This is a genomic window from Anaerosoma tenue, from assembly GCF_023161965.1.
GTDB classification, from domain to species: domain Bacteria; phylum Actinomycetota; class Coriobacteriia; order Anaerosomatales; family Anaerosomataceae; genus Anaerosoma; species Anaerosoma tenue.
Genome location: NZ_JALNTY010000001.1, coordinates 910,049 through 923,871, shown reverse-complemented (window position 1 = coordinate 923,871; position 13,823 = coordinate 910,049). Strand labels below are relative to the sequence as shown.

The following is a 13,823-nucleotide window of genomic DNA, read 5'->3' as shown; positions in this document are numbered from 1 at the left end:
CTAACATCGCTTGTTACTAACATCGGATGCGAGGGATCGCACCCGTTATCGTTCGCGCGTTCCCGCCCGCTCCCGCCGCATCACGTACGCGAGCGTGGCCACGAGCGACGCCGACATCAGGATCTCGCCGAAGTTGACCACGAAGAACATCGGCCCCTCGGCGTTCACGAACTGTCCTGCCGGCACGAGCACCGCGCCGAGCGCCATCCACGGCCAGCGGCCCTTGGTGCGGATGGCGATGTAGATGCCGGCGAGCAGCACCACGATCGTCATCGTGAGCGAGGGCGGGGGAGGCGTGAACAGGCGCCCCACGTTGGTGTAGTAGAGCACGTCGGCCTCGGCCACGAGCTCGCCCTCAAACGAGATGACCTCGTTCAGGAATCCCACGGCCACCATCGCGGCGTACAGCACCCACGACCCGATCTTCGCGATGCGCTCGCGGCCGCGGAACGCGCCGAATCGCGTGGCCAGCATCACGGCCGCCACGATCCAGCTCGGCGTGAAGAGCGAGTGCCCGAGGAACCGCGGGAACGTGAGCGCCTCGAGCGTGGCGCCTGCGCCGATCGTGCTGCCCAGGCCGATGATGAGGTTGTCGTACCAGACCGTGGCGATCGGCAGCATCAGCATGAACGCGCCGGCGGTGCGGTCGCGGCGCCACAGCGTGAACGCCCACACGGCCAGCGCGGCCTGCAGGAACCCGTACGCGATGTAGCCGATCGAGTAGAGGCCCACAGCGGTCTCCGTTCGAAGGTCCGAGGCTGTCCGCGCTCAGGATACCAGGGCGCGCAGCCGGCCTCACCCCGACCCTCGGGAGGGTCCGGCGTACCCCTCGGCCTTCGCTACTCGGCCAATCCGCCCGGCCTCCAGTCGACGATGAGCCAACTGCCGTCGATCCGGCGCACGGTGTAGGTCACGGTGTCCTCGTCAGAGATCCCGCCGCCCGCCTCGCGGACCTGCAGCAGGTACTCGTCGCCCACCTCGCCGTCGGTGACCTCCTCGACCGCGAAGTCGGGATCGCCCCAGGTTGCGAGCATCGCGGGGTCGAAGTCCGAGGGCTGCGCGAACGCCGCCTGCACCACAGGCATGTCGCCGGCAGACGCTGCCGCATACAGCACGATGACCAGTTGATCCGGGAGGAGCGTCGCCATGAACGCCGTGTCCGGCTCCACGGGTTCCTCGGCAGACTCCCACGGCTCTTCCTCCACCTCTTCCACCTGCTCGGAGGGCGCTTCGGGGGCGGGCACTTCCACCGGGACCTCAGGCGCGGTCACCTCGGCAGGCGCGCTTCCGCGATCGGCCATGATCTGAGGAACCACCAGGGCCGCTGTCGCACAGAGTCCGCACCCCAGGAGCAGGGCCACGCCGACGGCGACGGCGATGATCACGGTGCGCCGCTTGCGTGCGATGGCGGCGGGGTCCTCCGACGGCATCGGCGCGGCGGTGGTCTCGGCTTGCGGGGCGGCCGGAGCGGTCTGCGCCTCGTTCGGCGCAACGGGCGGTACGGCGTTCACTGCCGCCGCCATCGGCGCAGGCGTCTCCGTGACCGCTGCAGGGCTGGTCGACGCCACCCGGCGCACACGCCACGGATCGAACGGCAGCCGCACGAGTGCGATGACGACCGCACCCAGTGCGGCCGCGATCGACGCCCCGATGACGTAAGGGTTGGTCAACGTTCGCAGGAGGATCGTTCCGGAGAACCTGGTGAACCGTTCGAGATCGAACGCGAATCCCATGAAGCGATTCATCTCCTGGATCACCTCGCTGGAAGACAGCGCGAGATACGCTGTCACACCGGCGATCGCTGCGATTACGGGGGATCTTCCGCCTGCGCCAAAGGCGGTCCAGTAACCCACCACCGCTCCTGCGATGAACGCGACCAGGAACATGAGCACGTTGGACCCGCGGAGAAGCCCGATGATGCCCAGCGTGTTGAACAGGATGGTGTACGCGCCGACGCTCACTGCGCCGCCGACCGCGGCGCCAAGGAGTGCGAGGCCCGCCGATGGCCGCTCGGCGCGTTCTGTCCCTTCGAGAGCGGACATCCTGGCGCCGACCTGCCGGATGTAGCGCACCGCCGCAAAGGCTCCCACGCCCAGGAGCACCGTGGTGATCACGTTCCCGATCAGCAGCAGGCGCGTGCCGACCACAGGGGCAAGCGATGTCGCCACGTTCCCCAGGATGTTGCCCGCCAGGAACGGATACCACCAGAGCGCCGGCAGCGGTGAGCCCTTCGATGATTGCCACGTGTTGGGTCCGGCCTCAGGTGCGGAAGCGCGCCAGAGCTCCTGCATGACCTGTGGCGGAAACACGAAGTTGGCGAACGGGATGAGGAACCACCCCACAGTCCAGCCCGGAGAGAACTTCATCCCCTGGCGTCCGGCTGCACGCAGGCGCACGTTCACGCCCCTGAGCCACACGAGCACCACGATCCCGCCGGCCAGGTAGAGCAGATTCTGCACGATCGTCACCCACTCGACGCCGAGCAGCACGGTCCTCGGGTCAGGTCGACCGATCGTTGCTACGAGCACCGCGAGCGAGAAGACTCCCATGAGCAGATACAGCAGCGCGCCGGCCACGATCATCGCGATCGCCCAGCGCGCGCCGGAGCGCAACACAGTGGTCGTAGACCGCACGCCGGGAATCTCGCCTGCGCGTGCGGCTGCAGGATCGGACATGGAGCCCACCCCCCGTGGGTCGTGATGTCACGCGCCGGTTCTCCCGGACAGCTGCCGGTGCGCCTGTGTGGCCTATATACCCGAAGATGGGCAGCGCCGGGGGCGAGGTGCCGGCCGCTTGATCTGCCGGGTCTGCGCGCCTCGAGACTCTGCGGCGGCCCTTCTCGGGTATGTACTCCAGGTAACCGCAAGCCACCCAAAGGGGGCATCTCATGGGCATCTTGTCATGGATCGTCGTCGGCCTCGTCGCCGGGCTTCTCGCCAAGTGGATCATGCCGGGCGATCAGAAAGCCGGCTTCTTCCTCACCACGGGCCTGGGCATCGTGGGCGCGCTCCTCGGCGGCGGCATCATGAGCCTGATCGGCAAGGAGGCCATCACGGGCTTCAACCTCACCACGCTGCTCGTGGCCACCGCAGGCGCCGTGCTCGTGCTCGTGGTCTACGGGATGATCAAGAAGCGCTAGCGCTTCAGCGCGCCGCTCTCCTTATCGTATAGCACTGCCGTGCCCGCACAGCGGGCTTCTGAAAGGACGCATATGGACGTACTCACCCGTGACCTCATGGAGCAGCTCTCCTCGGGCGCTCTCTCCGAGATCGGCAAGACCGTGGGCGTCGATGAGAGCAAGGCGTCGTCCGCGCTTTCCGCAGCGATGCCGTTGCTCGTCTCCGCGCTCGCCAACAACGCGTCGGAGCCGTCCGGCGCCAACGACCTGCTCCGCGCGCTCCAGAAAGACCACGACGGCTCCGTGCTCGGCGACCTTGGCGGGCTGCTGCAGGATCCGCAGGCGGGCGAGGGGCCCGGCATCCTCAAGCACGCGCTCGGGCAGAAGCGCCCGGTGGTGGAGAAGGGCCTCTCGCAGAAGACCGGTCTGTCCGGCGATCAGATCGGCCAGATCCTCACCATCGCCGCGCCGCTCGTGATGGGCATGCTCGGCAAGACGCAGCGTGAGAAGGGGCTCGACGCGAGCGGACTGGCTTCCATGCTCGGCTCGGCCAAACAACAGGATGCCGAGGACGCGCCCGACCTTCTCGGCATACTCAACACCGCCTTCGATGCCGACAAGGACGGCTCGGCCGTGGACGACGTGATGGGCTTCGTGGGCAAGATGTTCAAGAAGTAGCGGCGGTCGCGCGACCGGGCGCCGGACGCGCCCGGTCAGCAGCGGCTGCTACTCGGCCAGGTAGAACCAGCCGGCCGTCCCCGGGCCGTTGGTCGTGGCCGATCCGCCGGGGCCGGAGCCGTCCGGCACGACGATGCTGTAGTTCGCCAGCAGCGGCGAGCCGGTGGTCTGCAGGGCGACGCCAAGCAGGCTCACGTCGGTGGGCGATGCTGGCGACGTGGTCACCTCGAGCACCGTTGTCGGCCCGGAGCCCCAATCCTTCTGTGAGACGGTGATCGACTCGATCGTGCCGTACCAGGTCTCATCGGGGCCGAGCGTCACGATGCCACCGGACCCGTAGACCGTATCCAACCATGCCGAGACCTCTTCGGCCGTCTGTGGCGCCGCCGGGAGTGTGAAGACCGAGTCCATCGGCGTGGCGTCGAGGTCGCTCGACGAGCCCATGTAGAGCGTCTTCCCGTCGGCATGCATCAGCGCGTAATTGGGCGCGATAGTCTGCCTGTAGGCAAAGAGCGCATCCGAGATGCCCTGCGCCTTGCGGTTGGTGGTCTCATAGTCGGGGTCCGTGCCGCCCCACGCCACATGCACCACGAGTACCTGGGTGCCGAGCATCGTGTCGACGGTGATGTCGGTGATGTCGCCGTACCACTCGGCGTCCGCGTGGTCGCGCTCGAGCGCCGCGCTCAGGTCGTCGACCGTGGCAAGCATGTCGATGTCGCCCGACGACGCCGGAGCGCCGTCGTCGTCGGCTGCGCCCGTGTCCGCGGGCTCCGCGCCGCCACTGCATCCCGCTACCAGGAACACGAGCACGAGCGAAAGCACCAACACTGCGATCCGCTTCATGGCGGCCTCCTCGGCGAGAGTCGTCCAACGCTGTGAAGAGTGTAGCCTGCGGGCTCCCGATGCGTGAAGCGGCCGTTCAGACCCCGAAAACGCCCCGTGGCGTGTGCAGTCGCCCGCCCGTCCTCGGTGGAAACCGCTTGTCGTTCCAAGATAGCCGGAGAACGGCGAGTAGATACCGTTCGTCAGCATCCTCGACATTTTGCGATTTTGCCCTTGCGCAGCTCCGTTGCATGCCGTAGAGTCGTGGTTGTCCCGAGAGGTCGAGCCGGGAGAACCGCGAAAGGTAGCGTACCAGTAGCTGCCGGCGGGAGTTGGATCGGAAGGCACGCGCAAGCTGGCCGGATGTTCTCAGCGCCCAATGGTAAGAAACGGGAAGCTAGTGAGTACCGGATCTTCGTAGGAGCGGTTTCTCGGGACACCTCTATTCTCAGGCCGTTCGGCCGATTCCCCGCGCAGCACCCCGGAGCGCTTTCCGCATGCGCCCGTGCCGTCGCCGTCAGCCGGCCACCACCTGGTCGCGCCCGGCGTCCTTCGCGGCGTACATCGCCGCATCGGCCCGCAACAACAGCGCGTCGATATCCTCACCGTCTGTCAGCTCGGTCACGCCGATGCTCACGGTCATGGGTATGGGCTCGCCGTTCATGCGGAGCGGCTCAGCGGCCACTCGTGTGCGGATGCGCTCGGCCACGATCGCCGCTTCCTCCAGGTCGGTCTCGGGCGCGATGAGCAGGAACTCCTCGCCGCCCAGCCTGCCGACGATGTCGTACGAACGGCTCTCGTCATCCACCAGCCGCGCGAAGTGGCGGAGCATCTCGTCGCCAACGCTGTGGCCGAACGTGTCGTTCACGTTCTTGAAGTGGTCGAGGTCGAGCATCGCCAGGGCGAGCGGCGTGCCCGTGCGTGCCGAGCGGGCAACCTCGGTCTCCAGCCGGGCGAGCGTTCCGCGGCGGTTGAGCAGGCCAGTGAGCTCGTCGGTGCGCGCCACGTCCACGAGCCGGTTGCGCGCATCGCTCACCTGCGCGTTCAGTCTGCGCGTCATCAGCAGGATCGAGCCGGTCGCCGCCATCGCCGAGAGCGTTCCGAGGATCACGAGCGTCACCACGTTGCCGCGAAGGCGGTCGTTGAGCGACGCCATCGGAATCTCCACGGTGGTGGCTCCCGCCACCTGGCCGATCTCGTAGCTCTGCGCCTGGTGGCACGGCACGCACGCGCCCTCCACCTTGAGCGGACGCATGTAGCGGAACATCTGCTCCTGGTGGTCGATGGTCCACTGCGGCTCGTCACTGTCGTCGAAGCCGAGCAGGACATCCCGCTCCCACTCATCCGGCGTGTTGTAGGGGTTCACCGGTTCGAGCGCCACCAGGTGGTAGGTGATACCCCGCCGCGTCTTGAGAAGCTGCGATATCTCATCGGCCATGATGGCGGGATTCCGCAGCGTGAGCTGTCGCCCGTCTGTCGTCTCGATCACCGCGTCCACGCCGAGGTCGTCGAGGTAGGGGTTGGGTTCCACGCCATCGCGCATCACCACCCACACGCCGTTCTGATGCGCGTTCCATGCGCGAGCGGTCACGATAAGATCGAAGTGGTTCGCCGCCTGGTCGCGGAGCGACTCGTAGAGGAGCGCGCGTGATCGGGCGTAGATGGCGGTGAACGTGAGAGCGGTGAAGACGATAGCCGCTACCACCAACTGTATGGTGAAGCGGCGCATCCCCATCTGATGTTGTGCAGTCTCCACGGTCACCGGCCCGCTCTGCGTATACGACTGTTCGCCAAGTGTATCGGCAACGCATCCGGGTGTCTGGAGTGCAGGACCGTGTCATAGCCGAGCGGTACGATGGGCGCGATGAAGGGGGTGTGGGAGTGAGCAGTCTCTCCAAGTCGCGGTTCCAGAAAGGGTTGCAGTGCCCCAAGGCGCTCTGGCTTGCAGTGCACCGGCGCGATCTCGCGGCGCCGGTCACGGAGTCGCAGCAGTGGATCTTCGACCAGGGCAGCGAGGTCGGCCGCCTGGCGCAGCAGCTGTTCCCGGGCGGCGTCGAGGTCACCGAGGACCACCGGCACCCGGACGAGGCTCTCGCCACCACACGCCGGCTGCTGGCCGAAGGGGCCACCGCGCTCTACGAACCGGCCTTCTCGTACGGGGGCGCGTTCGCGCGTGTGGACATCCTCGCTGCCGCCGGCGATGGCCGATGGGACCTCTACGAGGTGAAGTCGAGCGGCTCGGTCAAGGACGTTCACATCACTGATGCCGCGGTGCAGGCGTACGCAGTGGAGGGGTCGGGTCTGCCGCTCCGCACCATCAACATCGTCCACATCGACACGTCGTATGTTTACGACGGCGGCGGGTACGACCCCGGTGCGCTCTTCACGATAGCCGACGTGACCGATCGCGCCCGCGCTGCCATGGCATCGGTGCCCGGCGATCTGGCGCGGCTCGGCGCGATGCTCGAGGGCCCCGAGCCGCAGGTGCGGATCGGCTCGCAGTGCTCGTCGCCGTACACCTGCGATTTCGTCGGCTACTGCCATGCGTTCCTGCCCGTAGAGTACCCGGTCACAGCGCTGCCGAGGATCTCCGATCCCGTGCTCCACGCGTTGCTCGATGCGGGGGTCACGAGCATCCGTGACGTGCCCGACTCGTTCCCGGGCCTCACCACGGCCCAACGCGAGGTGGTGGCTGTCGTGAAGACCGGACAGCCGTACGTGGATGCCGCCGGGCTCGCGCGTGATCTCGCGCGGCTGCGGTGGCCGGTGCATCATCTCGACTTCGAGACGGTCAATCCCGCGCTGCCGCTCTGGCAGGGCACGCGGCCGTATCAACAGATCCCCTTCCAGTACTCCATCCACACGCATCACGAGGGCGGCGACGTGGAGCACAGCGAGTACCTGCATGCCGGCCCCGGCGACCCGCGGCGCGAGCTCGCCGAGCACCTGCTGGCGGATGTCGGAGAGACGGGTTCCGTCACGCACTACACGCGCTACGAGCGCACGCAGCTCGAGGCTCTTGCGACCGCTCTGCCCGGCCTCGCGCCCGCGATCCGGCGCGTCATCGAGCGCCTGGTGGACCTCGCGCCCCTGATCAGCGCCAACACGCGTCACCCTGCCACCGTGGGACGCACGAGCATCAAGCAGGTGCTGCCGGCGTGGTGCCCCACGCTCTCGTACGCTGACATGCCGATCGCCGACGGCCAGACCGCGAGCGTGCGCTATCTGCGCATCGTCACCGGTAGGGCCGATGCCCACGAGGTCGCGGCCACCGTCCGCGACCTCACGGAGTACTGCGGTCTGGATACCTACGCGATGGTGTGCCTTCTTGAGGAGATGCGTCGGCAGGCGGGGGTATGACGACGCGGGGTCACCGGGTCTGCTACCGTTCTAGACGATCGGCCTCTACAACCTAGACGACCGCCCTCTGCGATGTGAGGTGTCCCATGGCAGGCGCACCGTTCTGGCGTCAGAACTTCCCGTACATCGTGATCGCCCTGATCGACGTCTTCGCGATCGGCATCGGTCTCAGCCTGCCGATCCTGGCCGTCCTCTACGGTTTCGGCGTGGGCTGGTGGCTCGTGAGGCGGGGACCGCACGTGCTGCCCGAGAGCCTTCCCGAGACCGGGGGCCCCGCCGTGGAACGCGCGCGTATCCGCTCGCTTCTCGCGCACGCCGCCGCGCTCGCGGTGGTGACCCTCGTCGTCCTGGTGTTCGTGTGGGCGGGCGCGATCCCGGTCTTCCTCGACCCTGCGGTCGATGCGGCCGAGCTCGGGGTACCGCTCCTCCTGTGGGCTTCACAGCCCTCCAAGATCGCCTGGCTCGTGCTGCTCTTCGTGGCGGGCCCGCTGGCGCAGTTCACGGCGGTGGTCACGGCGGGCACGCTCGCCTTCGCCCGCACGCCGCGCTCGAAAGCCGGGCCGTGATGGAAGCCTTCACAGGCTTCGCCATGCAGGCGGTGGTGATCGGCGCATCCACGGGCGGCACGCCGGTGGTGGAGTCGCTGCTCCGCGCACTCCCGGCGGACCTTCCGGCGCCCGTTGCCGTCTGCCAGCACATGCCCGACGGCTTCACCGCCCAGTGGGCGGCCCGGCTCGACAAGCTCTGCTGGCTCGACGTGCGCGAGGCGCGCGAGCACGAGCGGTTCGTGCGGGGCACCGTCTACGTGGCGCCGGCCGGCCGGCACATGCGCATCGTGGGCACCCCGGCCGAGGCCCGTATCCGCTTCGACGCCGACAGCGGCGATGCGTTCTACGTCCCCTCGATCGACACGCTCATGACCTCGGCGGCGGCGGTCTTCAGGCACGGCGTGATCGGGGTGGTGCTGAGCGGCATCGGCAACGACGGCGCCCGCGGACTGCTGGAGATCCGCCGCGCGGGCGGCCGGACGATCGTCGAGTCACCGCGCTCGGCGGCGGCGGCCAGCATGCCCGAGGCCGCGATCGGCCTCGGCGCAGCGGAGGAGACGGTGGACACCGGCGATCTTCCCCGGACGATCGTCGCCCGGGTCACGGGCATCGCAGCCGGGCGGTGATCAGCCCGCGTCAGCTGGCGGCGCCGTCCCCGCCGGGTTCCTCGAGCGGGAGATCCCAGATCCGCCACGTCTTGTAGCGCGTACCGCCCATGAACTCGGCAGCGCGGATCACGAGGTCGTTCACCTCGAGCAGCAACGACACGTCCACGGCCTTGTACCCCTTGGAGACCGCGTAGCGGTGCACCTCCTGGTAGAGGAGCGAGTCGGCGCCGAGCCGCCGGAACCCCGGCAGGATGCCGAAGAAGATGAGCCTCACGCGGGGGATCGAGCGACGCGTGGCGAACAGCCGCGCGATGCGGGCGTAGTCGCTGTCGCCGTAGAGCTTCCAGCGCGGCCGGGTGGCGTAGTTGGGGTCGGGGAACGCGCCGAGCACGGCGATCGGCTCGCCTTTGTAGTAGGCGAACCGGCAGAGGCCCGGGTCGATGATGGGCTTCAGCGCCTCCACCAGCGCGTCCACTTCCCACTCGGTGATCGGCAGGAAGCCCCAGTTCTGCGCCCAGGCCTGGTTGTAGATGTCGATCACGAGCTTGAGGTCCTCGTTGAACCGCGACATGTCGAGCGGGCGCACCTCGAGGTGGCCCCGGTGGCGCACCCCGTCGGCCACCTTGTCGAGCCGGTCGGTGATCGGCTTCGAGAGGTCGATGATGTACGCGTGGTAGTCCATCGCCTTCTCGCAGCCGTACCGCTCGATGAACTCCTGGTAATACGGCGGGTTCCATGTGTGCTCCACGTACACGTCCTGATCGAAGCCGTCGATCAGGCAGCCCTGCCGCTCATGGGTGATGTTGCAGTACTCGCCCGGCCCACGCATCACGGTGGCCCCGTGGCGGGTGGCCCACTCGCGCGCGGCATCCAGCAGCGCCTCGGCCACCGCGTAGTCCTCCACGAACTCGAAGAAGCCGAAGAACGCCACGCGCACGTCGTAGTACTCGTTGAAGCGGTTGTTCACCACCACCGAGATGCGCCCCACGGTCTCCTTGCCGCGCAGGGCCAGGAAGTGCGTGGCGACCGACGACTTGTGGTACGGGTGCTGCGGCGTGAGAAGTCCGGTGAGGCCGAGGAGCCTGTTGCCGAGGAGGTCTGCGTCGAACTGCGGGACCCAGTGCGTGTTGCCCTCGTAGAGCTTCCAGTGAAACGCCACGAACTCCTTCATCCGCGGGTCCCCGAGCGGGATCTCGTCGATCCGGAGCGGGCCGGCCGCCTCGTTCATCGCTCCTCCTTCGCAGGTGTCGCGAACGAGCGTAGCACTGCGTGTGGTGCTGGTACACTGTGCTGATATCCGGGAAGGACGCGTGAGGCGTGTGGCAGCTGTCATAGGTCGTGCGGGGATGCGCGTTGCGGTGGGGGCGGCGCGTGTGGCGCCACCCGGCTTCGCCCGCACTCTCGCGTCGGCGGCGGCCCGCCGGATCGCCCGCGATCCCGACTCCGCGCTCGCGAGGGCGTCACGCACCAACCAGTACGTCGCCTCTGGCGGCACGCTCACGGGCGACGCCCTCGATGCCGCCGTGGCCGAGAACGTGCGTGCGATGGCGCTCTTCCTCTACGACCTCTACCGGGTCCTCGGCAGGGACGCCGCCGAGGACGCCGCGGTGGTGCGCGACGAGGCGTTCCACGCGTTTATCGAGCGCGACCGCACCGACGGTCCGTTCGTCTATGTGGGCGCGCACATGGGCAACTTCGACCTGGTGGGACGCCTGCTGGGCCGAAACGGATGGCGGATGCAGGTGCTCTCCGTGGCCGACCCCGGCGGCAGCTATCAGTGGCAGAACGAGATGCGCAACCGGGCGGGTTTCGAGGTCACCCCGGTGTCGATGGACTCGCTCAAGACCGCGGCGCGGCGTCTCGCGTCGGGTTCGTCGGTGCTCACCGGCCTGGACCGCCCGTTGCCGGAGCCCGACAAGGTGCAGCCGCGCTTCTTCGGCCGCCCCGCGCCGCTCCCGCTCCTGCACGTGCGCCTGGCCATGCGCGCGGGCGTGCCGGTCGTTCCCATGACTGGCCGGCGGAGGCCCGACGGCCGCTACGAGCTCCTGCAGGCCGATCCGGTCCCGATGGTGGGCGACCGCCCCACCTCCGATGTCTTGCGCGCCAACGCCGAGGCGGTGCTCGCCCCGGTGGAGCGCTGGATCACAGAGGACCCCGTCCAGTGGTCCATGCCCCACGTGGTGTGGCCCGACGTGGAGGCGCCATGATGCGCCGCCGCCCGATCCCGTGCACACGTCCGGGCGCGGGTGCGGTACGCTTCTGACAGGGCTTCCGGCCGTCCGGCCGCGCCGGATCATCATCCACGCACCACCAGCAAGGAGAGCCTGCATGTCCGAGACCAATGACATCAAGAAGCACACCCGCGTGAACCAGACGCTCCTCGGTCCGCTCGAGCGGCCCGCGCTGCAGTGGATGGCCGCCCGCGCCCCGCGGTGGGTGACACCGGACTTCCTCACCGGCCTCGGCGTGGTGGGCTCGGCCATGTGTTTCGCCGGCTACTGGCTCTCGGGTCAGAGCGTGTGGTGGTTGCTGTTCGCCTCGGCAGGCTTCTTCGTGAACTGGGTGGGCGACAGCCTCGATGGCACGCTCGCGCGCTACCGCAAGATCGAGCGTCCGCGCTTCGGCTTCTACATCGATCACACCGTGGACGCGGTCACCGAGTTCCTCACGATCATCGGCATCGGGATGTCGCCGTTCCTGCGCCTCGACATCGCGGCTTTCGCCATGATCGGCTACCTGCTCATGTCGGTGCACGTCTACATCCGCACCGCCGTGGACGGTGTGTTCAAGATCAGCTTCGGCACGTTCGGCCCCACGGAGATGCGCGCGATCATCGTGGCCGTGAACATCGCGATCATGTTCGCCGAGGGATGGTTCCTCACGCCTCTCGTGAGCGGCGCGCCCCTTCTTGGCGACCTGCTTCCCTTCGACATCATCGGCATCGTGCTTGCGATCGCGCTGTCCGGGGTATTCCTCGTGACGTCATGGCAGTATGCGGTGAAGTTGGCCAGGATCGGGGAGTGAGCGACGATGTCGTTGTTCGGGCCAAGGCGTATCGGGCTCGCGCTCGGTAGCGGCGCCGCGCGCGGACTCGCGCACATCGGCGTGCTCAAGGTGCTCGAGGCCGAGGGGCTGCGCCCGGATGTGATCGCGGGCACCAGCATGGGTGCGCTCGTGGGCGCCTTCTACGCGGCCGGCATCCCCGCAGACGAGATCGAGCGGATCGCACTCGACTTCGACCCCGGTTCGGTGACCGGCGTCGGCGAGATCGCCCTCAGCAAGGGCGCGGTCTTCTCGGGACAGAAGGTGCAGGAGTTCCTGCGGAAGCATCTGCCCGAGACGTTCGAGGAACTCGAGATGCCCTTTGGGTGCGTGGCCACCGATCTCGTGCGCAACGTGCCGGTGCGTTTCACCTCGGGGGACCTCATCAGCGCGGTCAGGGCCAGCATCTCGGTGCCGCTCGCGCTCGTGCCGGTGCGGATGGACGGCATGCTCCTCGTCGACGGCTATGTGTCCGAGCCGGTTCCCGTGAGTCTCGCCCGGAACCTCGGCGGACAGACCGTGCTCGCGGTCGAGGTCTGCGGCTCGGGCACGGTGGGGCTGCCCCAGGAGAAGGACGAGCTCGGCGCGGTGAAGCTGAAGGACCTCCATGCCGTGGTCACCGGCAACGGCACGGTGGAACGGGGCACGTCGGGGCTCGACGTGCTCGGCGCGGTGTCCGAGGCGTTCGAGGGGCGGCTCGCGCACTACGCGGTTCGCGAGGCCGACGTGGCCATCTCGCCGGAGGTCCACGACCTCGCCGGCATCGAGTACGGCCGGGTCGCGTTCGCCGTCGAGCAGGGGGAGATCGCGATGCGCGCCGCGCTGCCACGGCTCCGCCGCAAGGCGCGAAGGCGCGCGTAGCCTGCAGGTGGCGACCGCACGGCGGCCGTTCGGCGCTTACCCGGGACCCGCGCGTCCGGTCAGCGCCGCTGTCCTGGTAGAATGCCCCTGACCGTGCCCCAGCACCACACCTGTGCGCCGCGATCCGGCGGCGCCCATCGTCGGAGGAGACCCCGTGCCGCTCGTCAAGACCACCCGCACCGCGCTCTATGCAGCCATCGCGATCGCCGTGGTGGGCTGCGCCGTCTCGATCCTGAGCATCCCGCCCGATGCGAGGCTCGGTACGATGGTGCGCTTCGTGATGTTCCACGGCGCGTCCACCTGGGTGAACATGGGCACCTTCACGCTGGCCGGCGTCCTCGGCATCGCATACGTGCTCGGCGCGAAGGGAGCCGTCCGCTGGGCCGAGGCGTTCCGCTGGTTCTCGCTGCCGCTGTGGGTGGTGAACACCGTGCTCGGCATCCTGTCGATGCAGCTTCTGTGGGGCGGCATCCTGTGGGACGAGCCGCGACTGCTGATGACCTTCGGCATCCTGGCCGCGGCGATCGTGATCCTCGCGCTGCAGCTCATCTTCGACCATCCCAAGGTGCCGGCGGCGCTCGACGCGCTACTGGCCGGGACGCTCTGGTACCTCGTGCTCGTGCTGCCCAACCTCTTCCACCCCGACAGCCCGGTCTTCAGTTCGGGCGACCCGGCGTTCATCGTGGGGTTCTTCGGCATGGTGGGCAGCATCGCGGTGGCGGCGCTGGCGATCGTGATCCTGGTGGCGCGCCGGGGCAGCGTCGAGCAGCCGACGAGCGAGTAGCC

14 protein-coding genes are annotated in these 13,823 nt (G+C 68.3%); 9 read left to right on the top strand and 5 right to left on the bottom strand.

The genetic code is table 11. The annotated features are described in order from the left end of the window. Positions 1-45: 45 nt before the first annotated feature. Together MSB02_RS04550 and MSB02_RS04545 are read right to left on the bottom strand one after the other, a co-directional pair. Positions 46-732: a hypothetical protein gene (locus tag MSB02_RS04550; protein WP_267194015.1), complete on the bottom strand. Its 687-nt coding sequence runs from the start codon at positions 730-732 to the stop codon at positions 46-48. 107 nt (positions 733-839) lie between these two features. Further along, positions 840-2,675 (bottom strand): DUF4328 domain-containing protein, encoded by a 1,836-nt coding sequence (locus MSB02_RS04545; protein ID WP_267194014.1) that lies wholly within the window; start codon positions 2,673-2,675, stop codon positions 840-842. A gap of 212 nt (positions 2,676-2,887) precedes the next feature. On the opposite strand from MSB02_RS04545, the gene MSB02_RS04540 reads away from it, so the two are divergent. Together MSB02_RS04540 and MSB02_RS04535 are read left to right on the top strand one after the other, a co-directional pair. Then, on the top strand, positions 2,888-3,139 hold the full coding sequence (locus tag MSB02_RS04540) for a GlsB/YeaQ/YmgE family stress response membrane protein (protein WP_267194013.1): 252 nt from the start codon (positions 2,888-2,890) through the stop codon (positions 3,137-3,139). A 72-nt stretch (positions 3,140-3,211) separates the two neighbouring features. After that, the gene (locus tag MSB02_RS04535) at positions 3,212-3,796 is read left to right on the top strand and encodes a DUF937 domain-containing protein (protein WP_267194012.1); all 585 of its coding nucleotides are present in this window, start codon (positions 3,212-3,214) and stop codon (positions 3,794-3,796) included. Between the two features lie 48 nt (positions 3,797-3,844). Here the strand turns inward: MSB02_RS04535 and MSB02_RS04530 are convergent, their stop codons facing one another. Then, a complete protein-coding gene (locus MSB02_RS04530; protein WP_267194011.1) occupies positions 3,845-4,639 on the bottom strand; it encodes a hypothetical protein in 795 nt (264 codons plus the stop codon). Between the two features lie 496 nt (positions 4,640-5,135). Beyond that, entirely contained in the window at positions 5,136-6,374 is a 1,239-nt protein-coding gene (locus MSB02_RS04525; protein WP_267194010.1) for a diguanylate cyclase, read from the bottom strand. Between the two features lie 125 nt (positions 6,375-6,499). Here MSB02_RS04525 and MSB02_RS04520 point away from each other — a divergent pair, with 125 nt between their 5' ends. The 3 genes from MSB02_RS04520 to MSB02_RS04510 all read left to right on the top strand — a co-directional run bounded on the left by MSB02_RS04520 (position 6,500) and on the right by MSB02_RS04510 (position 9,152). Then, the gene (locus MSB02_RS04520) at positions 6,500-7,978 is read left to right on the top strand and encodes a DUF2779 domain-containing protein (protein WP_267194009.1); all 1,479 of its coding nucleotides are present in this window, start codon (positions 6,500-6,502) and stop codon (positions 7,976-7,978) included. 86 nt (positions 7,979-8,064) lie between these two features. Continuing rightward, on the top strand, positions 8,065-8,544 hold the full coding sequence (locus tag MSB02_RS04515; protein WP_267194008.1) for a hypothetical protein: 480 nt from the start codon (positions 8,065-8,067) through the stop codon (positions 8,542-8,544). Next, positions 8,544-9,152, top strand: coding sequence for a CheB methylesterase domain-containing protein (locus MSB02_RS04510; RefSeq protein WP_267194007.1), 609 nt, complete (start codon positions 8,544-8,546; stop codon positions 9,150-9,152). The genes MSB02_RS04515 and MSB02_RS04510 overlap by 1 nt, the downstream gene beginning before the upstream one ends. A gap of 10 nt (positions 9,153-9,162) precedes the next feature. On the opposite strand, the gene MSB02_RS04505 is transcribed toward MSB02_RS04510, so the two are convergent. After that, entirely contained in the window at positions 9,163-10,362 is a 1,200-nt protein-coding gene (locus MSB02_RS04505; RefSeq protein WP_267194006.1) for a hypothetical protein, read from the bottom strand. A 91-nt stretch (positions 10,363-10,453) separates the two neighbouring features. Here MSB02_RS04505 and MSB02_RS04500 point away from each other — a divergent pair, with 91 nt between their 5' ends. The 4 genes from MSB02_RS04500 to MSB02_RS04485 all read left to right on the top strand — a co-directional run bounded on the left by MSB02_RS04500 (position 10,454) and on the right by MSB02_RS04485 (position 13,821). Further along, entirely contained in the window at positions 10,454-11,341 is an 888-nt protein-coding gene (locus MSB02_RS04500) for a lysophospholipid acyltransferase family protein (RefSeq protein WP_267194005.1), read from the top strand. 121 nt (positions 11,342-11,462) lie between these two features. Then, the gene (locus MSB02_RS04495; protein WP_267194004.1) at positions 11,463-12,158 is read left to right on the top strand and encodes a CDP-alcohol phosphatidyltransferase family protein; all 696 of its coding nucleotides are present in this window, start codon (positions 11,463-11,465) and stop codon (positions 12,156-12,158) included. Positions 12,159-12,164: 6 nt separating this feature from the next. Continuing rightward, entirely contained in the window at positions 12,165-13,037 is an 873-nt protein-coding gene (locus MSB02_RS04490; RefSeq protein WP_267194003.1) for a patatin-like phospholipase family protein, read from the top strand. 154 nt (positions 13,038-13,191) lie between these two features. Then, the gene (locus MSB02_RS04485; RefSeq protein ID WP_267194002.1) at positions 13,192-13,821 is read left to right on the top strand and encodes a hypothetical protein; all 630 of its coding nucleotides are present in this window, start codon (positions 13,192-13,194) and stop codon (positions 13,819-13,821) included. Positions 13,822-13,823: the final 2 nt, after the last annotated feature.

Excerpts from the sequence above, each read along its gene's own strand:
- MSB02_RS04530 (WP_267194011.1), bottom strand. The coding sequence starts at position 4,639 with ATGAAGCGGATCGCAGTGTTGGTGCTTTCGCTCGTGCTCGTGTTCCTG.
- MSB02_RS04545 (WP_267194014.1), bottom strand. The coding sequence starts at position 2,675 with ATGTCCGATCCTGCAGCCGCACGCGCAGGCGAGATTCCCGGCGTGCGG.
- MSB02_RS04515 (WP_267194008.1), top strand. The coding sequence starts at position 8,065 with ATGGCAGGCGCACCGTTCTGGCGTCAGAACTTCCCGTACATCGTGATC.
- MSB02_RS04540 (WP_267194013.1), top strand. The coding sequence starts at position 2,888 with ATGGGCATCTTGTCATGGATCGTCGTCGGCCTCGTCGCCGGGCTTCTC.
- MSB02_RS04510 (WP_267194007.1), top strand. The coding sequence starts at position 8,544 with ATGGAAGCCTTCACAGGCTTCGCCATGCAGGCGGTGGTGATCGGCGCA.
- MSB02_RS04490 (WP_267194003.1), top strand. The coding sequence starts at position 12,165 with ATGTCGTTGTTCGGGCCAAGGCGTATCGGGCTCGCGCTCGGTAGCGGC.
- MSB02_RS04495 (WP_267194004.1), top strand. The coding sequence starts at position 11,463 with ATGTCCGAGACCAATGACATCAAGAAGCACACCCGCGTGAACCAGACG.
- MSB02_RS04535 (WP_267194012.1), top strand. The coding sequence starts at position 3,212 with ATGGACGTACTCACCCGTGACCTCATGGAGCAGCTCTCCTCGGGCGCT.
- MSB02_RS04505 (WP_267194006.1), bottom strand. The coding sequence starts at position 10,362 with ATGAACGAGGCGGCCGGCCCGCTCCGGATCGACGAGATCCCGCTCGGG.